The organism is Natrinema soli (assembly GCF_028618695.1).
On sequence record NZ_JAQIVI010000214.1, the window covers coordinates 1 to 25,041 of the forward strand.

The window sequence follows — 25,041 nt, forward strand, 5'->3', positions numbered from 1 at the left end:
CGTGGGCCTCCAGCCCGGCGAACGCGATCGTCTCGTCGATGGCCGGCCAGTCCGTCGGCGGCGTCGCCTCGGTGTCGGTTCCCGGTACCCTGTCCCCGAGGAGGCCGGCGGTCTGCTCGCGGCCGTGGTCGTCGTCGTCCGCGTAAAATTCGACCAACAGCGCGGCCTCGGCCTCGTCGGGGACGAGCGACGCCGCTTCCTCGAACTCCGTCGTCTCCCGGGCCAGTCCCAGCAACACGTCGTCGATGAGTTCGACCGCGGCGGGCTCGTGTGCGAGAACGTGTTGGACGTCGGTGACGGCCTCGAGCACGCTCTCGTAGAACAGCAGCGAGACCGCTTTGGTCTCCGGAACGGGCTCGAGTGCGACCTCGGCCTCGGTGACGACGGCGAGGGTTCCCTCGCTGCCCGCGAGCAGGCGTGCGAGGTTGACGGTCCCCGTCTCCGCCTCTTCGACGAGCACGTCGAAATTGTAGCCCGAAACGTTGCGTTTCAGTTCCGGGAAGCGATCCCGCACTTCCTCGCTCTCCTCGTCGATGATCCTCACGACTGCCGAATGGACTCGCTCGAGGAGCGACCCGTCGGGATCGGCGGAGTCGCGGAGTTCCTCGACGCTGATCTCGCCGAGCGTGACGACCGTTCCGTCGGCGAGGACCGCATCACATTCCTCGATGTAGGCGTCGGTCTTGCCGTAGACCAGCGAGTGAGCGCCCGTCGAGTTGTTCCCGATCGCGCCACCGATCGCGCTGCGGTCGCTGGCGGCGGGGTCGGGCGCGAACTTCAGATCGTGGGGGGCGAGCGCGTCGTTGAGATCGCCGAGTACCGTTCCCGCCTCAACGCGGGCCAGTCGGTCGTCGGGATCGACCGAGACGATGCCGTCCATGTGGCGAGTGAAATCGAGGACGACGGCCTCGTTGACCGCCTGTCCCGCGAGGCTCGTTCCGCCGCCGCGCGGGAGGACGGGGATTTCTCGGGTTGCACAGTACGCGACGGTCGCGGCGACGTCGTCGGTCGATTCCGGGTACACGACGCCGATCGGCGTCACTTCGTACGCGCTCGCGTCGGTGGCGTACAGTTGCCGCGTGTAGGTGTCAAAGCGAACGTCGCCATCGACGCGGTCGCGGATGTCGTCTACCATCGCGAGTCGATCCACGTCCGCCGAGACGAAATCGTACTCCGCCCGCCGGTCGGCGATTTCGTCCGCAGCGTCGTCTCCTGCGTCGAATACGGTGTTAGGGTTCGCGGTCATCTCAACTGAACACTTACTCGTACGTCACACGTTTCACAACGATAAAGCGTTCGACAGCGCGCCGAGTCAGCCATCTGTTCGGGTCGTTCCCGAGCCCCGAAACGGCGATCTCGAGGGAGCGACGCGGCGGTGCTCCTCGAGGCGGCCGTCGACCTCGATGCCGGCCTCGGGGTCATCGTCGGCGGCACGCGCGATCCATCGTTCGGGCCGACCGTCCTCGTTGGTCTGGGCGGGATCGCCGTCGAGGTGCGACGGGATACGAGCCACCGGATCGCGCCGATCCCGACGGCCGAAGCGCTCGCGATGACTCGCGAACTCGACGCGTCGCCGCTGTTCGACGGTCACCGCGGGCGTCCGACAGTGGATCGACGCGCCGTCGCCGAGGCGATCGTCACCGTCGGCGAGCTGTTGGTGGACCGCGAGGAGATCCGCGAGATCGAGATCAACCCGCTGCTGGCGCGTCGGAGGGAGCGGTCGCGCTCGTCACGCTCGAGACCGAGCACTGAACGCACAGCGGATCGCGACGAGAGCACGGTGTTCGACGGAGAGAACTGCCGCGGCCCGCGGACGGCACGTCTGCGGACCGAAAAAAGCGATCGGATCGCGGTCGCGGCCGAGTTAGTCGTTCAGCTGGCTCTTCTCGACGTCGACGTCCGCGAACGAGACGTCTCGGTCGGTCACGTCGACGGTCATCGAACCGACGTTCTCGATCTCGGCGTCGATGGTGTCGCCGTCGGTGATCGCGCTGACGCCTTCCGGCGTCCCGGTGGTGATGACGTCGCCTGCTTCGATCGTCGCGCCGATCGATGCGTACTCGACGATGTCCGAGCAGTCGTAGATCATGCCGTCCGTGTTCTGCTGCTGGCGGGTCTCGCCGTTGAGCTGGAGTTCCATCTCGAGGTCGTGGGGATCGCCGATCTCGTCGGGCGTCGCGACGCAGGGACCGATGATCGTGAACGTGTCGTAGGATTTGCGGTTCGAACGGTCCTGATCGCCCCGCACCGAGACGTCGAGCAGGATCGTGTAGCCGAGGATGGCGTCCCAGACATCGTCGCTGTCGATGTCTTTGACGTCCTCGCCCATGACGAACGCGAGTTCGATCTCGTGGTCGACGCGGCGGTCATTGAACGGGAGTTCGATCCCGTCCTCGGGGCCGGCGACGCTCGAGGGCGCTTTGAGGAAGTACCCCTTGTCCTCGATAGTGAACCACTCCTGAGTGACGATGTCCTCGTCGGCCAGCGCCTCCTCGACGTGGTTCTCGTAGTTTAGCGGCGCGGCGATGACCTTGCCGGGTCGGCGGACGGGCGCTTCGACGCGGACGTCGGCCAGATCGTGGTCGGGCTCGGCGTCTCCGTACTCGCTCGCGTCGAGGTCGCGGCGGGCGTACTCCTTGAGCGGGTCGTTCGTCTCGAGACCGAGCCGGTCGGTGACGTCGATGAGGCTGTCGTCAGTCAGTAGACCGAGTCGGTCGTCGTTGAATCTAACGAGTCGCATGGTAGATCCACTGCCACACTCCCACATAAATCATCCTTTCTCTCGTAACGATGTTCTCGAACGATCATGCACTTCGACCGAACATGTGGGGCGAGTGTGATCCGCACCGACCGTTGCCGGAGCAGGGGGCTCCAATACACTTATATTTCCGTTCGCCAAACACACACACACACACATGACCCAGAAAGAGCAAGAGCCAGAGGAGCTGCTAGAGCTGAGTTCCGACACACGAGATTTGCTCGAGCAGAACAATCTCCGACCGCTCTGGGAAGTGGAAGACGAGATGGGGAACCTCCTCGACGACCTGGAGCCAGACATCTGGAAGTGGGAAGATATCCAGGCCGCGATCGACGGCATCGAGGCGGACGTCCCGATCGCCGACCTGCCGCCAGGCTTCCAGCGACGAGTTGCGGTCCCGATCAATGCCGAGCACGCGATTTCGAACACGATCTACATTGGTGTCCAGACGGTCTCGCCAGGCGAGACCGCGCCCGCCCACCGCCACGCCGCCAGTGCGCTCCGGTTTACCATCGACGGGACCGAGGACATGAAGACGGTCGTCGCGGGCGAGGAGTTCCCGATGAAGGACAACGACCTCATCACGACGCCGCAGTGGGAGTGGCACGACCATGTCAACGACTCTGATGAGACCGCCGCGTGGCTCGACGTCCTCGACCTTCCGCTGTTCCTCGACACCCTGAACAACTCCCACATCTTCGAGAACCACGAACTCGAGCGCCAGCCGGTCACGAAGACACAGGGCTACTGGGACTCCCAGTACGGACACGGCCGCCCCGCCAGCGAGGAGTCTGACGGTACCATTCCTGGTCCGTTCGAGGGCAACAAGGAACCGACGCCGCCGTATCGCTTCGGTTGGGATGATATGCTCGAGTCGCTGCACCAGCGCGCCGACAACGACGATCCGGACCCCCACGACGGCTACAGCCTCGCGTACGTCAACCCCGCTACGGGGGAGCCGCCGCTGTTCCCAACCATGTCGTTCCGCGCCCAGCTATTGAACGACGGCCCGACGGACCCCCACTTCCAGAACTCGACAGAGGTCTACTTCGTCATCGAGGGTGAGGGCGCGACCCACGTCGATGGCGAGGCCCTCGAATGGGGTCAGTGGGACATCTTCGTCGTGCCGCCGGACGCTCCCCACCACCACGAGCCCGACGACGAGGCGGTCCTACTGGGCATAACCGACGAGCCGATTCTCCGATCGATGAACTTCTACGCCGAGGCGGCGATCGACGAGTAACGCCGTTGCGTTCCGCGGTCGCGATTCCGTTTTCTCGGCGCTGACGATATCGCGAATCCGATTCCGGCATCGGCGAATAGGTAATATTCTTATACGTGTCCCGCTAGCATTCCTGTATGGCCGAGTTCGATAACCCGTACGTCAACGAGGACCCGTTCATCCGAGCGCACTTTGACTGTCTGGACTGCGGCGGCAAGCTCTGGGAGTACGCGATTCAGGGCCAGATGGTCTGCGAGGACTGCCGCGGCGTCTTCCTATCGGAACAGGTGTTCGACGCCAACATCGAACGGCCCGCGAACTGAACATGTCTCCTTCTCCCGCGCGGATCGCCGCTGTGCCGCTTGAGAAGCAGGGTTGCCGCTCGGCGGTCAGAGGAACCGCTCCGTTCGCGTCAGGTCGTAGCTGTCTGTAATCGAGTCGAGTCACAGCGGAGCAGGACGACCTGCCGGACACCGACGATGTCTACGACGAGGAGATCCCCATCGAGGATGTGTTCGGCGGCGCGTTTGTCCGGGAACGGACCGAGTTCGAGATGTTAGACGAACTGGTCGCGGCCAGCCCAAGCGAGGCGGGGTCGGTCGCGGAACTCGAGACGGTCTCCCACGGCGAGTGGAATGAGTACGTCGCCAAGAACACTGCGTTCGACGACGAGGAGTCGTTCGTCCTGGCCGCCCGCGATCACTGGGTTACTAAGTGGGTGGGACTGGTCCGAACCGGCTTCCTTTTCCACTTATTCCGCGTCTCCGCCTCGAGTCGTCGAATAACCACGGCGTTGCAGTAGCGATCCCCGTGCCGCCAGAGTACCGGTCCCTGTACCGCTGCAGTAGCGATTCGATATAACACACAACGTTCCCTCGAGGAAGCGCTCTTGCGCGTCGACCAGAGTCCCTCGAGAATCGCTGATCGGGATCGGTTTCGCATGAGACGCACTCCGACACTCCTCGATACCGCGAGAAAAACCAGAATCGAATGCCGGTTCAGTAGTTTCCGGTCGAGACGATCGGCAGGGAGCTGTGAGGCCCGTGCGGTGCGTCGTCGAGCCACTCGTCGGCGGTCTTGACGTGGATGCCGTCGGGGGAGGAGTCGACGGTCGTGACTTCGGACTCCCAGTGGATGTCAATCTCGGCTTCGTCGAGCGTGTCGAGCACGTACTGCTCGGTGACGACCTGTGGAACGCTGGTGAAGTGGAAAATGTCGCCCGAGCCGCCCGGCGAGTTGTACGTCCGGTTGAACACTTCCTTCCCCTTGTACAGCGTTCGCCGGGCCGGCCAGACGAGCCCCTCCTCGACGAGGTCGGCACCCAGCTCAGGATGAATGCGCTCGAGCGTTCAGAGCGTCGAGCCGTAGACGTAGATCACCCGGCACCCCGAGCGATCCGGTCCTCGGGGTCCGCCTCGAGAATGGTCGTCTCGATCCCGTGTGCGTGCAATGCGAGTGAAGTCGTCATACCGACTGGCCCGACGCCTGCGACGAGTACGCCGACCGATTCAGTCCCTGGCGGCCGGCGGTCGACAGGCTGCCGTGACGATTGGATCCGTCAGTTGAAGCGTCATCTCGAGGTCCATCACGTTCGTACCGGTCACATCGAAGCCGACATTCTCGTAGATGGCGATCGCCTGTCAGCGTTTCCGCGAGACGTTGAGGTGGAGTTCGTTGTGGTCCCGGTCGACGGCGCGGGCGACGACGTGCTTGAGCAGTTCGGTACCGATGCCGCGGTTCTGGTAGGCCGGGTGGACGAAGATCGCGAACTCTGGCTCCGCCGCGTCGGCGGGGACGACGGCGACGTGTCCGATGATGTCGTCCCCGCGGGTCGCGATCAAATTCCAGCCGTCGGTCACGAGTCGGCGGAGCCACGCCTCGCGGTCATCGGGATCATTGGGCGGGAGCGCCATCGTCGACGTCTCGATCGCGTCGTACATCTTGAGCAGCGACTCGAAGGCCGATTCCCGATACGGGCGGATCAGAACTGCGTCTCCCTCATCGTCGACGTACCGCGGACAGCGCGGCGGACAGTGATCGGTCCCCTCACACGCGACGTTGTCCCATCCCTCGCACTCGCTCGAGGTCATAGGAGTCGAGTTATCACTCGGCCACTTGTTTCTTATCGTGAAGGCGTTCGGGTTCGGTGTAGTTCAACGCGGGTGCGCTCGATGCGGGATTCGCTTCGCTCGCAATGCAACGACGCGACGCCGGTCCCTCGTCGATCCGTCGCTGCTACGCCCGTTGATCGGCGTCAGTACGCCGCTGATATTCCAGCAACTCGCCTGAGCCGCGGTCGCTTCCCGCTGCTGGCCATCGCCGCCGTCTTCGGCTCCGTCACGGTCGCCGGCTACGAGATCGCCCGCCGAATGCGGGACCTGATCAACAGCCTCTCGTGGGAGTTTTCCATCGCCTTGAGCAGCCTCGTCGGACGCCACCTCGGCGGCGAAGAGGAGGACATTGCGGCGACCTACGGTGACGAGATCATCCGTTTCTCGCTGCTCTTCTACGTCGCCGCCGTCTTCGTGATCGTCTTCACGGAGCCGATCGCGCGGCTGTTCGTCACTGAGCAGGACGTCGTTGAACTGGCCGCGACGTTCGTTCACGTCACGGCCGTCGCTACGATCGGAGTCGGACTCGACGAGGCCGTCGCCGGTGCATTACGTGGCGGGGGGAGGGGGGACACTCGCTAGCCGTTTTACGCGGCCTTGATCGGTCTCTACGGCGTCGTGCTGCCGGTCGCGTTTCTGGGCGTCATTACCCCGCTAGGGGTCACGGCGTTGTACCTCTCGCTGCGGGATGTTCGTTCCCGCCGTGATCACGCTCTACCGATACTATAATGGCGTCTGGTGCGACGTCAGTCGTTCGCTCCGTGAGTGATCACATCGAGTACTCGCTTCGGATATTGCCACGCCATGTCGTCGAAAAGCGCCACACAGAGGTGCGGTGACCTGTACTATTTTATACTGTTACCGTAACGTTTCGACTGGTGTCTGACTTAGATGGAAGAACGAGTAACCGAAAAAACTCACCATTCGACTTTAGCTCGGGATGGCCGATTTGTATCAATTACGCTTGTTAGCGTCCTCGCAACGCTAGGGACGAACGTCGTGTCGCCTGCGCTACCGGCGATGGCTGACGCGATGGGCGTGAGTGATAGTCGGGTTGGACTTGTCGTTTCGATGTACTCCGTCCTGGCGATGGTCTCCGTGCCGTTTACCGGCGTTATCTCCGATATATATGGTCGACGGACCGTGTTGCTTCCGTCAGTGTTCCTGTTCGGACTCGCCGGGAGTGCCATCGCTATCGTCGACTCGTTCGAGACGATCCTGTTCCTTCGGGCGATTCAGGGTGTGGCGTACGCCGCAATGATGCCGATCACGGTGGCGTTGCTCGGGGACTTATATGGCGGCTCGAAGGCGTCGACCGCGCAGGGATTGCGAGTTGGTGCGAACGGAATGGGATCGGCCGTCGTTCCTATTCTCGCCGGGTTTCTCGCTGGTCTCTCCTGGAACTATCCGTTTCTGTTATATCTGGTCGCAATACCAACCCTACTAATCGCCCTGTTCTGGCTCCCGGAACCGTCACACAGTGCTATCTTCGATCGCGGGACGTGGCGCACTATTCGAACGTACGTCCGCAATCTCCGCAACGAGGCCGGCCAGGTCAACCTCAGAGTGTTGCTATTCGGGGAGGCGGTCCGTGATTTCATACGGTATGGACTTCTCACGTTCGTTCCGCTGTTCGCCGTGCGAGAGCTCGGAGCCTCGGTGGCAGTGGCAGGAATGGTGCTTTCGGTCCGAGGAGTCGTCTACATCGGTATCGGGCCGGTCTCTGGACGGATAGTCGCGTGGTTTTCTCGGAAACGAGTTCTTATCGGAAGTCTATTGATATCTGCAACCAGCATCGTTCTGATGCCTTTCTCGCCGTCGTTCGTTTGGCTCGGAGCCTTGCTCGGCGTGTATACTATCGGTGATTCGCTGTTCTCACCGGTCATCAAAGATGCCGTCACGGTTATCGCCTCCGATGAACGTCGCGGCGGTATCGTCAGTGGAATGAATATGTTCAAATACGGTGGCCAAGCGTCTTCACCGGTCGTTTTTGGAGCAATTCTGGGTCTCTCTGAGTTCAGTCGCATATTCTTTATTTCTGCATTAATCGCCATCGTATACGCATCACTCATATTCATTTATACAGACTCGAGTTTATAATTTGAATGATAAATTTGCGATATCCCGACCGGCGACGTGATCCGAGCCGCCGTCTCAAATAGACGACAGGGGAGCGGAAACGATCCGTGCTCCGGAGCGCAATTAGATATCACAACGGTTACGATTCGGTAACAGTGAATACAGTAAGATATATATGGAAGATCCCTATCCGGATAATTCGCCCCGCTCAATATGTTTTGATGAGTTCTTGATAGACATCTTTCCTCATCTATTTACATCCGTATTACCGTAAACACGTGTATCCCTATTCGGTAGTTTCGAATGCTACGATATCTTCGACTTGTTTATATTTATTTAATTATATAACATTCACACATTTAATAAAGCATGAATTCAAAAGTGGATTCTGGAACCAGTACCGTGGCTCATTCACCAATGATTGCTCTGACTGCATCCGTGATACGGTGGTCCGTACTTACTGACGATCTGCTAGAAATCCCCCCGCTTGTGTCGGAAATATACGGCAATTCTTATATTCCCTGCTTATGAGGGTGTTATTGCATGGCAATACCAAAGTCAACCAGACGACGAGTGTTACAAGCAGCCGGTGGAGTATCGATAGCCGCACTTGCCGGCTGTGCGGGTACGGGTAGTGACAACCGAAATATGGAGGCCATCGTCCCATATGGCCCCGGAGGGGGGTACGACACTTACACGCGGTTGGTAGTTCCCTACCTGGAAGATGAACTCGACGCCACTATTAACGTCAAAAACGTCGAGGGCGGCGAGGCTCGCCTCGGAACGCGGGAGGTATACGACGCCGAGCCGAACGGAGACACCATCGGAATCATGAACGTCGAGCAATTCTCTCGGCAGCAGGTGATGGAGGACCCCGCGTTCGATCTGACCGAGATGACGTGGTTCGCGACGGTAGCCGAAAATATCACGGGCATAACTCTCGCTCCGGACAACGATATCGATTCGTTCGACGACTACGTTCAGGGCGTTCGGAACGGCGAACTCAAGTTCGGTGCCCAGAGCCTCTTCGCGGGGGCGGCACTCGGTCCGATCCTCTTGGGGGCGATCTCGGGCCTGTATGAACCCCAGCAGGTCGTCGATAACATCGTCATCTACGACGGGCGAGGAGATATGATTCCCGCGCTCGATCGCGGCGATATCGACGTTATGGCCGGCACGTACTCTTCGATTTTGCCGTTCCACGAGTCCGGTGACGCGGAAATGTTCCTCGTGTTGACCGACGATGAGGAACCGCCCGAAGCGACCCCCGATGCCGAAACGCTCGCGACCGCCGGCGTCGACAACGCCACGGAAGTGAACGACATCAATGCACCGATCCGTGCGTTCGCCGGTCCGCCGGAGATGCCGGACGACGAAACTCAGGAGCTACGGGACGGCTTCGAGGCCGCGATCAACAACGAGGAGTTCCAGGCGGAGGCTGAAGAGTCCGACCGACCGGTTACGTACAAGGACGGCGAGACCACGGCCGAGGTCGTCGAAAATACGGTTACCAACTGGGAGAACAACCTTGATCTCCTGAATCAGTTACAGGAGTCCGAATAACGACCGTAGCGCGTTCTCGATCAACCCTAGCCCCATCACGATCTATGGTCAGTACTGGGCTGCGAACGGACGTGCCCGTGGAGTCACTCGAGCAAGTTACTCTGTCCGAGAACCGCGCTCTTTCATATTCGTACGAGCCTCGTAGTGTGAACTGATCGCCGGCGAGCGACACGAGTTGCTCCCCGATCGGGAGGCGAATCGACGGTCGCGATTGACCCCAGTAGACGCCACGTAGCCGGAGATACCCTGAGACGGCGGATCGAATAGCCGTAGCCATCCGACCGCGGAGAGCCGGCCGCACTACTGAGGTTGACAGATCACGTCGACGAGCGCCGGGCAGCCGTTCTTCACGTCTTCCCACGCGGATTCGAGTTCCGGGGCGACATTTTCGGGGTTCCCGATCGGTCTGTATCCGTTCACGCCCATCGCGTCGGCGATCTGCGCGTAGTCCGGAACCGGATCCTGAAGCCCGGTCTCGATAAGCACGCGCTCGTAACTCGAGTCTCGACCCCGATATTCCGCGAGCCGCATCCGATGTTCGGTCGAGTTGTACAGCACTCTGTTGTTGTGAACGACCGAAAAAAGCGGAAGGCCGTAATGGCTGACAGTACAGAGCCAGCAGAGATAGTACATGAGGTCCCCGTCGAACTGGAGATTGATCGGGATGCGGTCGGTATCGGCGTACGCTAGTGCACCGCCGATCGCGGCACCGATTCCGTATCCGATGCTGTCCCGCTGGAGCCGGAGCCGACGTACGCGCCGAATTCGTCGATCTCCTAGAGCCGATGTGCCTATCCCTGCAGCGTTCCGTTGACGAGAACCCACTCTTCGTCGCGAACGAGGTCCCCAATTTCGCCGGCGAGACGAGCGGTCGAGATCGGTTTCTCGTCCCACTGCTTTGCGGCCGCCTTCTACACGATTGCTAGGCCTCGTGTTTCGCTTTCAGCTCGTCGAATCGCTTCTCGCACGCCCGTCGCCGTGACGGTGTCGCAGCGAGCCGTTCTTCGACTACATCGACGAGGACGGGAATCGCGTGTTCCGTGTCGGCAAGTCTCGGAATCTCCGTCTCTCGCAACGCATAGTAGTCCGCCGTCAGACTCGAGGCCCCCAGTTCGTGCGGGCCAACGTTTATGAGATCGAACTCGCCGTCGATCGCTTCGGTTAACTCGTTTCGAACACGGTCGACGTTCTTCAGCCTGTAGTTTAGACTCCAGATATCGAGCGCGAGGACGCCGTCCGCGTCCCGATAGACCTCGGTACCGGTGAGGTCGAGGGGATGCGTGTTGGGGAAATTATAACGTCGACGGCGGCTATCGACGACGGGCGCGCCAAGGAGTTCGGCGAGTCCGATGAGCGATTCGACGGCGTTCCGCGAGTTACCGACTTGATCGGTGAGTACGACGGGCATATCGGCGGCGACCAGTCGATCCGCCGCGGTCTCGATTGCATTCCAGTCGGGCGCCATCTTCGACGGCGGCTCGAACTTGCCCAGATCGGGGATCTCCATCAGTTCCTCAAAGCGCTGTTCTTAGAGATCGTGATCGATCGTCACGTATACCGGTCCGGTCGGGATCGTCGCGGCGATCTTGTGCGCTCGAAGGAGTGACTCCGCCACGCCGTCGATGTTCATCGGCTGATCGGCCCATTTCACCTACTCCCTGACGATGTCCCCCTGAACCAGTGCCATGTAGACCCACTCGATCCACGGCCGACGGTCGGACTTCCACATCAGACCTGACCCGGACAGCGCGAGCAGCGGAACCCGATCGCAAGTACGCGTTGTAGAGGCATCGCTCCGTGCATCGTCCCGCCGACATCGTGGAGTATGCAGACGCTGGTTCGCCCGTTGCCTTCGCATATCCGTGAGCGATGGCCACCGAGAGCTCCTTGTGACCGGTCTGGATTACCTCCGGCCTGTTATCGTTGTAGTTGACTACCGACTCTTCGATCCCACGAGACGATGCGCCCGGATTAAAGGAGACGAAATCGAACCCGAATGCGTCGAATAAATCAGCAACGAAATCGGACCCCCACCCCTGATTCGATATCTCTACGTCTCGCGCGTTCCGGCCGCTTGAATAACCCATTTCGTAACACCAGCGAACGTTCTCGAGCACGCTCAATTCAATAGTTTGCCAACCGCTTTTGCCCTACCGTTGAATATTCTCCGCCGGAAAACTGTTTACTCGGTGATTGCCGTTACGACGGGACGCTCGGCGTTCAAAAGCATGGTCTGGGTGACGCTTCCGAAAAGCGCCTTCCCCGTCGGCGATCGCTTTCGACCCGAAACTACGATATAGCGGGCGTCCTGCTTCTCCGCGTAATCGGTGATTCGAGACGCCGGCTCGCCCACGAGCCCCACCGGTTCGAAGGGCACGTCGAGATCGGCCGCCGCGTCTGCTGCGATGTCCGACGCGACGTTCCGGATTCGTTCCATATCGATCGGATCGTTTTTCTCGGCGCTCGTCCGCCCGAGATTGACGAACTCTGAACGTGTCAGCACGTGAACCACGTGAACTACGTCGTCGAACGCGTTCGCGAGCGTTTCGGCTTCTTTGATTACACTGGCCCGCCGATCGGATCGGTCTACCGCTGCAACGATTACCATACACCTCATTTGTTAGCCCTCGGTATTTATTTTTCCCCCAGCTACACTCTCAGACCCGATAATTAACCGAAATATGATATGAAGGTGTCTATCCTCCTCGACTGCTGCTTTGAATCCCTTTCGTTCGGTGATAACGAATTACGGAGTGGTATATCGATTCAATACCTGATCGACCAGGACCTATTACAACCGTACTTTTGTAATAATTATGCAATTGTGTTTCGTGTTACCGAATGAAGAGGGCCGCGATGTTCACGTCAACCGCGAGCGGCCGGGCTATCTCCAATTGATTCCGTTTGGTGACTGCGAATGTACGATTCAATTCCCGAAACGATGTTAAATTGATACCCTAAATATATGGGGAAGATTTATATGGAGTATTCATCATTGTTACCGTATGGCAGTAGCCCAGATGGAGGCGATCGACATCGCCATAAATACGGTATCGAACCCGTATAACTTTTTACTTATATTGGCAGCAGTAATACTGGGGATGTTTATGGGAATGCTCCCCGGAATGGGTGGGACGATAACGCTTGCACTGTTAATCCCGCTCACGTACACGTTCGAACCGGTGGTCGCGTTCATGGTTTTAGCGGCCGCCCTCGGCGGGACTAACTTCGGCGGGAGCGTTTCAGCGATACTGATCAATACGCCCGGATCCGCACCGAACGCCGCTACCCTGCTGGACGGCTACCCGATGACCAGAAACGGTGAGGGAGGGAGAGCGATCACGGCCAGCGCCGTTTCCAGTGCGGCCGGTGCAATCTTCGGATTACTGATCTTCGTCCTCAGCCTCCCGATCCTCCGGGAGATCATTGTTCTGTTCGGACCGCCGGAGATCTTCTGGCTCGGGATGTGGGGACTGACAGTCATCGCGATCATCATTAAAGGGGATATGACGAGCGGCCTCATATCCGCGAGCCTCGGGCTGATTTTCGCCATTCACGGATTGAATGCCATCACCGCGAACGAACGATGGACGTACGGAGCCGTGGAAATGCTGGACGGAATCCAGCTCATTCCCGCACTCATCGGGCTGTTCGCGGTCGCCGAGATGATCAAACTCGTCTCCGAAGGGGAAAACGCCTCGAGGGGAAACGCCGACGCCACCAGCGGCAAACTCCAGGGGTTCAAGGACGTCTTCGCGAACAAGTTCCTCTTTATCAGATCGTCGATCGTCGGCGGAATTATCGGCATCATTCCCGGCGTGGGGGGAGCAGCAGCGAATTATGTCGCGTACTTTCAGGCGATGCAAACCGAACCGGACTCGGAGAAATTCGGAACCGGTGACGTACGCGGCGTTATTGCGAGCGAAGCGAGCAACGACGCGAAGGACGGAACCGGTTTGCTTCCGACGCTCGGGTTAGGCATCCCGGGGAGCGCGAGTATGGCCGTCTTGCTCGGCGCGTTTATCCTCCACGGGATCACTCCGGGGCCGATGCTCATTGAAGAGAACTTCGATATCGTCACGATCATTGTGGCAGCGCTTCTGATATCGAACGTCCTGACCAGTACGATCGGGATTCTCTTGTCCGATAAGCTAGCGGTCGTCACGAGACTGGATCCGCGAATCCTCGCACCGGTCATACTCATTGTTTCGTTTTTCGGAACGTACGCGATGAACAATGTCGTCTTCCAGATCTGGGTGACGCTGCTGTTCGGACTCCTGGGATATGTGATGATCAAACTGGATATCTCTCGCGTTCCGATGATCCTGGCGATGGTGCTGGGTCCGATCGTCGAGGACAATTTCTTTCGAGCGCTCCAGATATCGGGGAGCGAGTACGGCATCTTCTTCGATTCCTATACTTCCCTCATATTCATTGCTCTCATCGGTATTAGCTTGTTCTTGCCATACATTCGCGTGTTCGTACGAAACCGGGTGATAGCATGACAAGCGAACCGAAAGATACGTCCATAGAATCGGCCGGAGAGGTCCCGAAATCCCAGGAAAAGGAACTGCTCGGATCCGAATCGAGCGACAGCGCGGAAACGAGCGAGGAGCGGAGTCTGTTCCCCGTCGACGCGAAATGGTTCGAGGCCGCGTTTTACGGCGGCGTCCTCGTGTGGATCGCGTGGTTGTTGCTTCAAACGCGGGGCTGGAGTTTTGAGGATCGGCTGTTTCCCTGTATGGCCGGGCTGATCCTCATGGGATTACTGATCGTCCAGCTCGGAAAGGCGCTCTTTCCCGGTCTGATCGAGTCCGTAACGCCGGATCTCTCGGACGAGGATCCCGCGTTCGAAATCGACACGGATCGGGGCGATCGCTCGCGGTACGAGCGACAGAAGTACGAACTCCTGATGATCGGATGGGTGATCGCGCTCCCGCTGCTGCTGAACTTCGTCGGGTTCATCCTCACGATCCCAATCTATCTGTTCGCGTTTCTGTTGTACTTCCTCAGGGACACGACCAAAGCCGCGATAATCTCCGCACTGACGACCGCTGCAATATACGTGCTCTTCGTGGTCGTTCTCAACATTCGGTTTCCCTCTTGAGGGAGCGAATTCGGCATCGCATCCGGATGCGGCGGGGCCGTTCGTATGAACCCTCGAACGTCGCGACTCGAACACCGCAATTGGAACACCGTGAGCGCTGCGGTCGCCCTCGCCGCCGATTTGATCCGCTACCCTCGCGCTTATTTCGACGCTCCATTGACGGATTTGATCGGTAGAACTAAGCCTGTCGGTTGATATCATGGTCCCATGGAACGGATGAGAGACGAGGACGAGGAGTCCGAAGAGTACGATACCGATCCCGAGGTCGAAGTGGAGTACGAAACGGCGCGGATCTTCGTCAACGAGATCTCGAGCAACTATTACAGTATGAAGGACAAGCGGGGGGAACTCCGCGACGAAAACCGCGTCGTCAGCTGGGAAGACACCGAGTGGCAGGAGAAGGGCGGCGGACAGGTCTGGAACAAGGACGTCTTCGGATCGACGAGAGGCGGCGAACACGTGTTCGATAAGACGGACTCGCTGCAGGTTCACATCCTCGAGCTCGCTCCCGAAGGCGAGTCCCAGATGCACGTCCACCAGAACGAGGCCCTCATGTACATCCTCAACGGGACGGGATACGAGATCCACGACGGGAAACGGTACGCGTGGGAGCCGGGCGATCTCGCGCTGATCCACGGCGGCTGTGCACACAAACACTTTAGCGCCGATCCGGACAATCCCGCACGCGTCTTGATCATCAAAGCAAAGCCGATGTACCTGTTCCTCCACCTGATCGATCAGGAGTACATCACGCCGTATCCTGACGAACCTATCGACGGCTGGGAGGACTACGAGCCCGACGAGTTCGGAACGGCGACCGAGATCGATCTCGAACCGGCCCACCGGAAGGCCCTCGAGAAGGTCGCCGACCTCGCGCCGGAAGTGGACCACGACCACCCCCACAGCCACCACCACGAGTACTCCCACGATCACAGTCACGAAGGGGGTGAGCACTGATGACGGACCCGCTCGAAGACGAGGAGATCCGAGACGTCCACGAGGAGGGGGAACGATGGGTGCGCGGCGACCGGCAGGCTAGTTACTACCAGGAATTCCTCGAGCGGTCGCAGAACAATCCGCTTTCCGCCCACGGGGACGGCCCGCTCAACAAGGTGCTCAAACCCGAGGACATGCCGTGGGAACTCTCACAGCAGGGGCTGCTCAAGCACATGCTCAACGAGGACATCGCCGAGGAACACGACTTCCCAGGGATGGGTGCGGACCTCTATCAGCAGCTGATCCCGCCCGAAAGCGAGTCGGGAAAACACCGCCACCGGAGCGAGGAGATCGTCATCGTCCTCGAGGGCGAGGGGTACGATCTCCACTGGGACGCCCAACTCGAGGTGCGCGACGGAGACGAACCCGATAGACAGGAACCCGACTGGACCTTCGACGAAGAACCGACGAAATACGAGTGGGAGGCTGGGGATGCGATCTACATTCCTGTTAACGCGATTCACCAGCACCACAACACCTCCGAGACGGAGCCGGCTCGCTTCATCTCGGCGCAGGCGCGGGCGTATACTAACCTTGGGTTCGGGTTCGAAGACCTCGAACAGTTCGAATCGGCTCCGGAGTACCCTACCGCCGACGAGTAATTCCCACGGTCAACGGCGCCGTTTCGTGGCCGAAGTCTCCGTCACCGGCCTCGAGCGGATAATCGCGACAACAATAGTATAATTCGACGGATTCTAGCCGATTATCGGCGGACTGATTGTTCCGTACTGATCCCTGTTTTCCATGCTGTCGAGAGTCCCGTCCATCCGAGTCGAACCTATCGGTGCAAAACCGGCGGCCACTGACCTCAAACCTGGTGGCCTCACCGGTACTTTGAATAGGCTCGGAAATAACCTGAAACCTGCATGTATGATACATTGCTGCACACCGGGAACAGCCATCCAGACCTCCTGTGGATACTTATTCCGAGCTTCCTCTCGTTCGTCGCAGGATTAGGTCTCGGAACGTCGGTCGATCGGCTGCATGACTGGATCGGTACGCGAGCGGTATCGTCGGAGAACTAGCTGTTCTGGCGTTTGGACCCTCTGGCTTTTTTATCTCTTCAAGCTGAGTTCATACCGTACCGATCACTTTTACAACGGGAATCCGACGGTAAAAGCGACTTCCGCCGAGGAGACCGGAGATCCCGTCGACTCGGCTCGAGAGCGTACCGATTTGATTCCAGATCAGTCGTCTGCAGCGTCCGGCCGGTGGGTGCGGCTTACGATCTTCCACTTGCCGGAGAAGACCCTGTGTCCGGTGATCAACGCCGCGGACAGCGTTTCAGCGATCATGGCAATGAACACGGCTACGGACCCGAGCGACGTAACTATCCCGAGATATGTGATCGGGATCAGCATGCCGTATTGGCCGATGAGTCTGCCGTACATCGACCACTGATTGTCGCCGGCGGCTTTGAGGACCCCCATGAAGGTGTAATCCATCCCCAGGGCAACGAAACTGATCGCTGCGATCCGGATAAAGGGGATCGTGTCGGAAACGACAGTCGGATCGTCGGCGAAGAAGTGAGCCAGCGGGCGGGCGAACGCGAACACCAGAACTGCGGCCGCGACGTATATGGCAGCGGAGAACCGGATGATGTCACCCGCGTACTGATCGGCCCCTGTTTCGTGGCCTTTCCCCAGCTCCTGCCCGACGAGGCCGCTCGCAGCCATTGAAAATCCGTTTCCGGTCGATTGAAGCAAGCTCCGCACGCGACGGGCGACTTCGAACGCGGCCACGATCGTCGGACCGAACAGCACGAGGATCGCGAACAGCGGAAAGCGAGCGAACGATCGCGCGAACTTCTGTGCCATTATTGGCGGCGAGATCGTCAGGAGCTGTCGCGTGAGTTCGGCGTCGAAGTACGGTCCGCTGACGGTCAGGGTAACCGGGAACTCGCCGATAATCGGAACGCCGCCGGTGACGAATCCCCACAGGAAGCAACACGTAATGAGCCCTTCCGCGAGCACGGTTCCCAGCGCCGCGCCCTCGACGCCCATTCCGAACGCGAAGATGAACACCGTGTTGAAGACGATGTTCGCAAACGCCCCGCTTGCGCGGATCGACATCGCGATCCACGTGTCGTCCGTCCCGGCCAGCGTTCGGCTGGAGACCAGATTGAAGACGTTGAACAGGAGTCCGAAGGCGAGGATTTGCAGATAGGCGCCACCGAAGCCGATCGACGCCGGACCGTCGCCGATTAGTCCGATGAGTCGCTCCGAAAACAGGACGTAGCCCAGAATAAAGGGCAGTGCCAGGAGGATTCCGACCCAGACGCTCTGTTTGACCGCCAGGTCGAGACGTCGGTACTGCCCGGCTCCGAACCGCTGCGAGACCTGGCCGATCGTTCCGCCCGCCACACCCAGCGAAAAGCTGTTCGCAAGTCCCCAGTAGATGTTCGCGAACGCCAGCCCGGCGATCGCGGCCGGGCCGATACTCAGACCGACCATCGCGACGTCGACGGTCCTGTGGAGATTCCGGGCGAACATCGTCAGGAACCGCGGCCACGCCAGATCCGAAATCTTGGTCCCTCGCTCCGAGTCGATGACACCGATATCGGACAACTGGGTGGCTACTAGCTGGAAACAGTAGCGGACTGGGTTGAACATCGTGGCAGATTTGGATACAGGAAGCTAGAATAAGCTATTTTCTATAGAACGGTATCGACTACGATACCGCGATCGAAACGAATCGACAGGGTCCAGTGAAATCAATTGGTATCCGATTACTGGTTGCTTCTGCGATCATCCGACCGTTTGCTCCGTTCAAAGTTCGACGTAGATCCCGCCATCTTCGACGGAGACGTCGTAGGTCGGTAACACGATATCCGGATCGCGATGTGCCCGCCTGTGGTGAGATCGTACGCCCAATTCTGGCTGATGTCGAGTTAGGCGGGAAGAGTCCGAGCGTTATCTTCCCGGACGCTGATCTGGAGCGAGCGGCAACTGATACGACGAAGGCATTCTGGAACGTCGGCCAGATCTGCTTCGCCGGAACCCGAATCTACGTCCACGAGCGCATCTACGATGAGTTCGTCGAACTCCTCGTCGAACGAACTGAGCAGCTGACGTGCGATGCCGGAATGAACGACCCTGATCCCGGTCCGCTAATCACCCCGGAAGCGCGTGACAATGTCGCCGAACACGTGGATCGAGCACTAGAGAACGGCGGGCAGTTGCCTACCAGTGGTGAACCGCTCGAACGGGACAGGAACTTCTACGCGCCGACGGTGATCGACAGCGTTGACGACGACGCGCCGATTTCCTGTAACGAAGTATTCGGTCCGGCCCTGACAGTGTACGAGTTTGACTCCGAAACGGAGGCGATCCGTCGCGTGAACGACTCGAGATACGGGCTCTACGCTATCGTTTGGACGCGTGACCTAGGATGCGCTCATTGTCTCGCAGATGAACTGGAAGCGGGCACCGTTGCCGTCAACGAGTTCCCCGTCGTGTTCAACCAAGCCCCGTTCGGCGGATACAAGGAGAGTGGCCTGGGCCGGGTCAACGGAACGCAAGCCGTATCCCATTTCACGGAACTGGAAAATGTTATCATGAACTACGGCGGCAATGATGAGTGACAGAGCAGGTTAAGAACGTTAAATAACCCGTCGAATAAGTCCAATGCTTATATGCCCTAAATAAACCAGTACATTAATAATAAATGGGGTGGCATTTGATAACACAATGCGAAGACGTTCGTTCGTCCAACTAGCAGGTGCAGGTATTGCCACGAGTATTGCCGGTTGTACCGGCCAAAGTTCCGGAGATAGTATCGCAATCGGTGCGGCGTCGTCCGGATCTACGGGTGTACTCATGGATCTCATCATCGGTGAAAGCCTCGACGAGGAACACGATCTCAACTTCGAGGTAACGCGAGCGGGGCCGTCCAAAGTGAACCAACTCGTCGTCAACGGCGCTATCGACATCGGACACGCCGCGCCCACTCAAGCGGCAGCAGCAAACCGACAGGGGAACAACATGCAATTGTTCGGGCCGTGGCTCGCCAACCACACTTCACTGGTCGTAAAATCCGACTCGTCGTACGAGAGTTGGGAGGACCTGCGCGGGGAAACGGTCGCGACGCTTCCGGAGCCGACGGCCTCGTACTACGACACCACGCTCCGACTTTCCCACATGGATATCGAGTTCGAGGAGGCGTACGACGTCGAGCAGGCGGGTACTCAAACGATCCACTCGTACTTCCAGCGCGGCGACGTCGACGCGTACGTGATTTTCCCGCCCCTCCTTATTCCGACGCTCGCGGACGGTGATGGACGGGAAATCGAGCGCTTGGCGGAGCCGTTCCGAGAGATTTACGGGGGCAACTTGCACTTCCAAAACTTGGCGGCGTCCAATGACTGGCTTGAGGAAAACGAGGAGCGCGCGAGCGCGGTGGTGGACATCTTCGTCGAAGCATCGGAGATGATGGCCGAAGATCCCGTGTCGTACCTGGAGAGCAACTACACTGATACAGCGAACTACGAAACAGACGAACACTACGAACTGGCCGCCGAACGCACGTCGGACATCTATCCGGGGACGTGGGAAGAAGAGGATCGCCAGCAGGTCCAAGACCAGATCGAGGAACTCAAAGATCTCGGTCACCTCGAAGGTGATACTCCATCCGATGTCACGGTGACAGTCTAAATAATGTCGATAACCAATACCAATTCACGATCGAAGCAGTTGTTTATTAATGTCGGCTATCGGGTGCTATTCGTTGTCTCGTTCCTGATCGTCTGGCACCTCGTCGCAGAGTTCCTTACGGAGGGACTCCTCCCGCCGCCACACCCAGTCGGCCAAGAGGCGTATACGCTCGTAAGTACAGGCGAGTTTATCGAACACACGATCGACACGGTACGACGGGTAACGATTCCGTTCTTCGCCGCGTGGGCCGTGAGCATCGCGCTCGGCGTCGCGATGGGGCTGTCCGCACGGGCCGAGAAGTTCTTCGACGCCGGCGTCGTTATCGGGCTGACGGTCCCGGGACTGGCGTGGGCGATCATCTCGGTGATGATCTTCGGACTCAGCGAGGTGGGCGCATACTTTGCCGTCTTCGTCATCGTCCTGCCGATGATTACGATCAACTTCTGGGAGGGCGTCAAGGACATCGATATGGATCTGATCGAGATGGGCGAAGTGTTTGATTTCGACAGATACACCACGCTCCGTCGCGTGATCCTGCCCCAGTTGTACCCATACATGCTCTCTGCCGGACGGTTCGGACTGAGTCTGTGTTGGAAGGTCGTCGTGATCGTCGAGTTCCTCGGGTTCGGTAGCGGGATCGGATACATGATTCTGAACGACTACAATAACTTCAACATGGCCGGCGTGCTCGCTTGGACGGCGCTGTTCACGGTCCTCATGCTGGTGATCGAGTACGGCGGGTTCAAGACGCTCGAGAGCCACTTACTCGGATGGCGCCCCGAAGTCGGCGTTCGATCGGCGGAGGCACAACAATGAGCCGTTCACGGGATTCCAATTCCAGTAACGAGGAGAATGAACCCGAAACGATGAGCGACACGACACACTCCGATGAGGACGAACTGGAAACGGTCCTAGAGATCGAAAACCTCTCGAAGTCGTATACTAACAGCGACGGTTCGGTCGAAGAAGTGCTTGAGGACATCGATCTAACGATTCAGCAGGGGGACTTCGTCTGTCTGCTCGGTCAATCCGGTTGCGGAAAATCGACGCTATTGAAATGTGTAGCAGGGTTGACGTCGCCCGACACTGGTACGATCAAGGTCGACAGAGACTCGATCGGATACGTGTTCCAAGAGGATCGATTACTGGACTGGCTCACGGTCGAGGAGAATATCCGATTGGTGCTCGAGAGCAAGGGTGTTCCTGAATCGGAACGCCAGGAACGGATCGAGCGCTACCTCGATCTGGTCGGGCTCTCGGACACCGCGGAGATGTACCCGATGCAACTGTCTGGCGGCATGAAACAGCGCGTTTCCATCGTCCGAGCCTTGGCTATCGAACCCGATATCCTGCTACTGGACGAGCCGTTCAGCGCTCTCGACGAGATCACCGCCCGAAACCTTCGGGAGCGGTTTCTGGAGATGATTTGGGAGTTGAATCAGACAGTCCTGTTTGTCACCCACAACGCGAGCGAGGCCGCGTTTCTCTCGACGGACATCGTCATCCTCGACTCGACTGCGCCCTCGTACCTTTCGAAAGAGATGACAAACCCGCTCGACTACCCCAGAGATATCGATTCCGAGGCGATTCTGGATCTACAGAAGGAAATAGTGTCATATATATAGCATATCTGTGTTGTGGTCGAGTGAGAGGATGAATTCACACGATACCCCGAAGAGTACCGGACTGGGAAAATCTCGTTCTCGAAGAGTCAGTCTCGATTCCGGAATCTGGTGGCCCGCCGTGCCGGTGCAGAAGACGGGACAACGTCGTTGGCTAGGGACGTCCGGACGGGAATGGTGGAGGGGAGTGCAACGCGGATAGTCAGTAGAGACTGCCGGTCAAGGTCGAATTCGGCCCGGTTGTAGCGGTACAATAGCCGCTCGTGGCAATACCAGCCGATACATCGAGGACAGATACACGGCATGATTTCGTCTTTGGAGTTAGTGGGCGCAGTGCTCGGAATAGGCGGGGCGTTGATGATCGCAGTGACGAGTTTGCTGGTTCGAATTGGTACGAACGAGGGGGGTGCTAACGACGCTCTCGTCGTGGTGTTGATCTGTAACGTCGTAATCCTCGCACCGGTTTCGCTCGTTCTCTACTATCCGACGTACGGGTTGACACCGACCTCGGTCGTCGCCTTCGCGTTCGCGGGGGTGGTCGGCACGATGCTTGGTCGTGTGTTTTACTTCGTGAGTATCGAACGGATCGGTTCGAGTCGCACCGACGCGATCAAGGCGTCCCAGCCACTGCACGCCACCGTCATCGCGCTATTCGTTCTCGGGGAGTCGTTGACCGTGGTTCACTTTGTCGGCATTCTCCTCATTATGTTCGGTATCGCGGTCGTTTCGTGGGAAATAACGGCCAGCCGGAAACAGGATCTTTCGCGAAAGGAACTCTTGATCGGACTGCTGATCCCCTTGGGCGCGTCGTTCTTCTACGGGATCGAACCGACGCTGGCGAAAATCGGATTTGCCGAGGGAACGCCAGTGATAGTCGGACTCACTATTAAAACCGTGGTTGCGATGATTGGATTCGTCTCCTACCTCCGATACCGCGGTATTTTACCGACGCTCTCGATTTCTTCCGACGAAAACATACGGTGGTACGTCGCTGCCGGTGTCGCCAACACGACCTTCCTCGGATTCTATTACGGAGCGCTCGAACTGGCCCGCGTTAATATCGTCGTTCCCATGGTACAGATGAGCCCGTTCTTTGTCATGCTACTCTCGTATTTTCTGTTGCCAAAACTAGAACGGATTACGCTTCGACTCGCCTCGGGAGCGGTCCTGGTCGTCGCTGGAGCGATCACCGTCGTTAGTTTCGTATAAGGGGGCGAACTGTTTGACTCGATCCGCAGCCGTACTAACGGCCAGAGAGAACGAAAATGATATGTGCTGTGACACCGATTCACTCAGTATGGGGCAAGAACTGGATCCGGTTAGAGAGCGGGCGAGAGACGAGTTCATCGTTGACACTGATTTCCACCTCAATGTTAGTATCGAGGAGTTGCTTCCGTACGTAGATGACGAACGAATTGTCGAGAAACTGAAACGACTCGATCATCCCCCCGGGACGCAGTACTGGACGGCCGCTTACGCGACTAATCACGGAGGCCGCGGACTCGCGACGCAGGGAGAAGCCCACGACGGAGAGGATATCCGAGACGCCATGGAAGAGGTCGGTATTGACGTTCCGATCGTGACGCCCGGCCTCAACTATCTTCCGTCGGCCCACAATCCACGCATGAAAACGGCTGTGTGCAGGGCCTACAACGATTACGTCCTGGATCACGTCGTCGATGCTAGTCCGGACATTCGCGCCCAAGCGATGATGCCGCAGTGGGATCCGGAAGCGATGATCGAAGAACTCGAGCGAATCGGCAGCGAGGACGACATCGTCGGCGCGTACGGGTGGTTCGGCCCGTATACGCCGCTGGGTGCACCGGAGTACAATCCCGTGTACGAGAAGTTATGTGAACTCGATATGCCCTTGTCGCTGCACGGCTCCGGCGGCTACTGGCCGCGAACCGACCCGATCGGCCAGGGACTGCGCACGTGGACCGAAATCTTGGGACTCGGCTGGCCGATGCACGCGATTATGTTCGTCGGGAACCTGATTATGACGGGTGTCTTCGACAGGTATCCCAATCTCCGCGTGCTCGTTCAGGAGGGCGGCGTGAACTGGCTCCCGTTCGTCGCCTACCGGCTCGACGAGTTCTACCAAGATCACCCCGAAGATATTCAGCTCACCGAACGAATGTTCGATACGGATCGAATTTACCTCGACCACCTCCCCAGCGAGTACCTCTTCGAGAACTTCTACTTCTCGACCCAGCCGATCACGGGCCCGCCGAACGCGAAACACCACAAGGAGTTGCTGGATATGTGCCACGCACCTAACACTATCGCGTTTTCCAGCGACTGGCCCCATCATACGTTTGATATCCCCAACTGGCTGTACACCAACCCACACATCGACGAGGACCTTCGCGCCAGCATTCTTCGAGAGACGCCCGAAGAGGTGTTCGGACTGTAACGATGGCTCGTCACAGGGTCGCGGCGGCCGGCGAGGTATCGAAGGGCGGCAGTATCGGCGTCGAGGTCGACGGCCTCGAAATCGCCGTCTTCAACGTCGACGGCGATTTGTACGCCGTCCAGAATACGTGCGTCCACAAGGAGGGGCCGATGTATGAGGCCGAAGTCGACGAAGAGAACCGCACAGTACACTGTCCATGGCACTATTGGGAGTTCAAACTCGAGACCGGCGAGTTCGTGGTCGATGAGCAGAAGCAGTTGCGAACGTTCGACGTAGAGGTCGAAGACGGTGAGATCTGGGTTAAAATATGAGTGATTCGAATCGTTCCGATAGCGGAGACGCAGAGGACGAACCAACGGCGGCCGAAACGATGCTTCGATCGCTACGATCCCACGGCATCGAACGCGTCTTCGCTAACTTCGGCACTGATCACACGCCCCTTCTCGAAGCCGCCGCTCAAGTCTGCACACGTGAGGGTGCTGATCTCATGCCATCGTTCGTGGTCTGTCCCACGA

The 25,041-nt window shown here is 58.8% G+C and carries 27 protein-coding genes and 1 pseudogene; 18 read left to right on the forward strand and 10 right to left on the reverse strand.

Annotated elements, in window-relative coordinates; translation table 11 throughout:
- The coding region (locus PGX04_RS14000) for an FAD-binding oxidoreductase (protein WP_273739080.1) at window positions 1-1,246 on the reverse strand (1,246 nt) is incomplete at its 3' end.
- Window positions 1,247-1,375: 129 nt separating this feature from the next.
- Here PGX04_RS14000 and PGX04_RS14005 point away from each other — a divergent pair.
- Window positions 1,376-1,654: pseudogene (locus PGX04_RS14005) on the forward strand (acetate--CoA ligase family protein); the annotation flags it as partial.
- Between the two features lie 210 nt (window positions 1,655-1,864).
- Here the strand turns inward: PGX04_RS14005 and PGX04_RS14010 are convergent.
- Window positions 1,865-2,740: a fumarylacetoacetate hydrolase family protein gene (locus PGX04_RS14010; RefSeq protein ID WP_273739081.1), complete on the reverse strand. Its 876-nt coding sequence runs from the start codon at window positions 2,738-2,740 to the stop codon at window positions 1,865-1,867.
- Between the two features lie 175 nt (window positions 2,741-2,915).
- Between PGX04_RS14010 and PGX04_RS14015 the strand changes: the two genes are divergently transcribed.
- The 3 genes from PGX04_RS14015 (at window position 2,916) to PGX04_RS14025 (ending at window position 4,782) form a co-directional block, all read left to right on the forward strand.
- On the forward strand, window positions 2,916-4,001 hold the full coding sequence (locus tag PGX04_RS14015) for a cupin domain-containing protein (protein ID WP_273739082.1): 1,086 nt from the start codon (window positions 2,916-2,918) through the stop codon (window positions 3,999-4,001).
- A gap of 116 nt (window positions 4,002-4,117) precedes the next feature.
- Window positions 4,118-4,303, forward strand: a complete 186-nt coding sequence (locus PGX04_RS14020) for a hypothetical protein (protein ID WP_273739083.1) — start codon at window positions 4,118-4,120, stop codon at window positions 4,301-4,303.
- A 188-nt stretch (window positions 4,304-4,491) separates the two neighbouring features.
- The gene (locus PGX04_RS14025) at window positions 4,492-4,782 is read left to right on the forward strand and encodes a hypothetical protein (RefSeq protein ID WP_273739084.1); all 291 of its coding nucleotides are present in this window, start codon (window positions 4,492-4,494) and stop codon (window positions 4,780-4,782) included.
- A gap of 196 nt (window positions 4,783-4,978) precedes the next feature.
- On the opposite strand, the gene PGX04_RS14030 is transcribed toward PGX04_RS14025, so the two are convergent.
- The 3 genes from PGX04_RS14030 to PGX04_RS14040 all read right to left on the reverse strand — a co-directional run bounded on the left by PGX04_RS14030 (window position 4,979) and on the right by PGX04_RS14040 (window position 6,070).
- Window positions 4,979-5,236 (reverse strand): hypothetical protein, encoded by a 258-nt coding sequence (locus PGX04_RS14030; protein ID WP_273739085.1) that lies wholly within the window; start codon window positions 5,234-5,236, stop codon window positions 4,979-4,981.
- Window positions 5,237-5,355: 119 nt separating this feature from the next.
- Window positions 5,356-5,448 carry a hypothetical protein gene (locus tag PGX04_RS34645; protein ID WP_273739086.1) on the reverse strand — a complete coding sequence of 31 codons (93 nt, stop codon included), beginning with the start codon at window positions 5,446-5,448 and terminating at the stop codon, window positions 5,356-5,358.
- Window positions 5,449-5,620: 172 nt separating this feature from the next.
- On the reverse strand, window positions 5,621-6,070 hold the full coding sequence (locus tag PGX04_RS14040) for a GNAT family N-acetyltransferase (protein WP_273739087.1): 450 nt from the start codon (window positions 6,068-6,070) through the stop codon (window positions 5,621-5,623).
- A gap of 81 nt (window positions 6,071-6,151) precedes the next feature.
- Between PGX04_RS14040 and PGX04_RS14045 the strand changes: the two genes are divergently transcribed.
- The 3 genes from PGX04_RS14045 to PGX04_RS14055 all read left to right on the forward strand — a co-directional run bounded on the left by PGX04_RS14045 (window position 6,152) and on the right by PGX04_RS14055 (window position 9,733).
- Entirely contained in the window at window positions 6,152-6,673 is a 522-nt protein-coding gene (locus PGX04_RS14045) for an MATE family efflux transporter (RefSeq protein WP_273739088.1), read from the forward strand.
- A gap of 309 nt (window positions 6,674-6,982) precedes the next feature.
- Entirely contained in the window at window positions 6,983-8,191 is a 1,209-nt protein-coding gene (locus PGX04_RS14050; RefSeq protein WP_273739089.1) for an MFS transporter, read from the forward strand.
- A gap of 522 nt (window positions 8,192-8,713) precedes the next feature.
- Window positions 8,714-9,733, forward strand: coding sequence for a Bug family tripartite tricarboxylate transporter substrate binding protein (locus tag PGX04_RS14055; protein WP_273739090.1), 1,020 nt, complete (start codon window positions 8,714-8,716; stop codon window positions 9,731-9,733).
- A 300-nt stretch (window positions 9,734-10,033) separates the two neighbouring features.
- Here the strand turns inward: PGX04_RS14055 and PGX04_RS14060 are convergent, their stop codons facing one another.
- From PGX04_RS14060 to PGX04_RS14075, 4 genes are all read right to left on the reverse strand, one after another.
- The gene (locus tag PGX04_RS14060; RefSeq protein WP_273739091.1) at window positions 10,034-10,558 is read right to left on the reverse strand and encodes a thiamine pyrophosphate-dependent enzyme; all 525 of its coding nucleotides are present in this window, start codon (window positions 10,556-10,558) and stop codon (window positions 10,034-10,036) included.
- A gap of 97 nt (window positions 10,559-10,655) precedes the next feature.
- The gene (locus PGX04_RS14065) at window positions 10,656-11,240 is read right to left on the reverse strand and encodes a hypothetical protein (protein WP_273739092.1); all 585 of its coding nucleotides are present in this window, start codon (window positions 11,238-11,240) and stop codon (window positions 10,656-10,658) included.
- Window positions 11,241-11,261: 21 nt separating this feature from the next.
- Complete coding sequence (locus PGX04_RS14070) at window positions 11,262-11,384, reverse strand: hypothetical protein (RefSeq protein WP_273739093.1); 123 nt, start codon at window positions 11,382-11,384, stop codon at window positions 11,262-11,264.
- Between the two features lie 531 nt (window positions 11,385-11,915).
- Entirely contained in the window at window positions 11,916-12,341 is a 426-nt protein-coding gene (locus tag PGX04_RS14075; protein WP_273739094.1) for a universal stress protein, read from the reverse strand.
- 397 nt (window positions 12,342-12,738) lie between these two features.
- On the opposite strand from PGX04_RS14075, the gene PGX04_RS14080 reads away from it, so the two are divergent.
- The 4 genes from PGX04_RS14080 to PGX04_RS14095 all read left to right on the forward strand — a co-directional run bounded on the left by PGX04_RS14080 (window position 12,739) and on the right by PGX04_RS14095 (window position 16,438).
- Complete coding sequence (locus PGX04_RS14080; protein ID WP_273739095.1) at window positions 12,739-14,238, forward strand: tripartite tricarboxylate transporter permease; 1,500 nt, start codon at window positions 12,739-12,741, stop codon at window positions 14,236-14,238.
- A complete protein-coding gene (locus PGX04_RS14085) occupies window positions 14,235-14,840 on the forward strand; it encodes a tripartite tricarboxylate transporter TctB family protein (RefSeq protein ID WP_273739096.1) in 606 nt (201 codons plus the stop codon). The genes PGX04_RS14080 and PGX04_RS14085 overlap by 4 nt, the downstream gene beginning before the upstream one ends.
- A gap of 207 nt (window positions 14,841-15,047) precedes the next feature.
- Entirely contained in the window at window positions 15,048-15,797 is a 750-nt protein-coding gene (locus PGX04_RS14090; protein WP_273739097.1) for a cupin domain-containing protein, read from the forward strand.
- Window positions 15,797-16,438 carry a cupin domain-containing protein gene (locus PGX04_RS14095; RefSeq protein WP_273739098.1) on the forward strand — a complete coding sequence of 214 codons (642 nt, stop codon included), beginning with the start codon at window positions 15,797-15,799 and terminating at the stop codon, window positions 16,436-16,438. Before PGX04_RS14090 ends, PGX04_RS14095 begins: the two co-directional genes overlap by 1 nt.
- 585 nt (window positions 16,439-17,023) lie before the next feature.
- Here PGX04_RS14095 and PGX04_RS14100 read toward each other — a convergent pair.
- A complete protein-coding gene (locus tag PGX04_RS14100; protein WP_273739099.1) occupies window positions 17,024-18,448 on the reverse strand; it encodes an MATE family efflux transporter in 1,425 nt (474 codons plus the stop codon).
- Window positions 18,449-18,678: 230 nt separating this feature from the next.
- Here PGX04_RS14100 and PGX04_RS14105 point away from each other — a divergent pair, with 230 nt between their 5' ends.
- The 7 genes from PGX04_RS14105 to PGX04_RS14135 all read left to right on the forward strand — a co-directional run bounded on the left by PGX04_RS14105 (window position 18,679) and on the right by PGX04_RS14135 (window position 24,837).
- Complete coding sequence (locus PGX04_RS14105; RefSeq protein WP_273739100.1) at window positions 18,679-19,419, forward strand: aldehyde dehydrogenase family protein; 741 nt, start codon at window positions 18,679-18,681, stop codon at window positions 19,417-19,419.
- Window positions 19,420-19,654: 235 nt separating this feature from the next.
- Window positions 19,655-20,488 (forward strand): ABC transporter substrate-binding protein, encoded by an 834-nt coding sequence (locus PGX04_RS14110; RefSeq protein WP_273739101.1) that lies wholly within the window; start codon window positions 19,655-19,657, stop codon window positions 20,486-20,488.
- Window positions 20,489-20,551: 63 nt separating this feature from the next.
- The gene (locus tag PGX04_RS14115) at window positions 20,552-21,304 is read left to right on the forward strand and encodes an ABC transporter permease (protein ID WP_273739102.1); all 753 of its coding nucleotides are present in this window, start codon (window positions 20,552-20,554) and stop codon (window positions 21,302-21,304) included.
- Between the two features lie 50 nt (window positions 21,305-21,354).
- Complete coding sequence (locus PGX04_RS14120; RefSeq protein ID WP_273739103.1) at window positions 21,355-22,113, forward strand: ABC transporter ATP-binding protein; 759 nt, start codon at window positions 21,355-21,357, stop codon at window positions 22,111-22,113.
- Window positions 22,114-22,413: 300 nt separating this feature from the next.
- The gene (locus PGX04_RS14125) at window positions 22,414-23,319 is read left to right on the forward strand and encodes a DMT family transporter (RefSeq protein ID WP_273739104.1); all 906 of its coding nucleotides are present in this window, start codon (window positions 22,414-22,416) and stop codon (window positions 23,317-23,319) included.
- 88 nt (window positions 23,320-23,407) lie between these two features.
- The gene (locus PGX04_RS14130; protein ID WP_273739105.1) at window positions 23,408-24,526 is read left to right on the forward strand and encodes an amidohydrolase family protein; all 1,119 of its coding nucleotides are present in this window, start codon (window positions 23,408-23,410) and stop codon (window positions 24,524-24,526) included.
- Between the two features lie 2 nt (window positions 24,527-24,528).
- Window positions 24,529-24,837, forward strand: coding sequence for a Rieske (2Fe-2S) protein (locus tag PGX04_RS14135; RefSeq protein ID WP_273739106.1), 309 nt, complete (start codon window positions 24,529-24,531; stop codon window positions 24,835-24,837).
- Window positions 24,838-25,041: the final 204 nt, after the last annotated feature.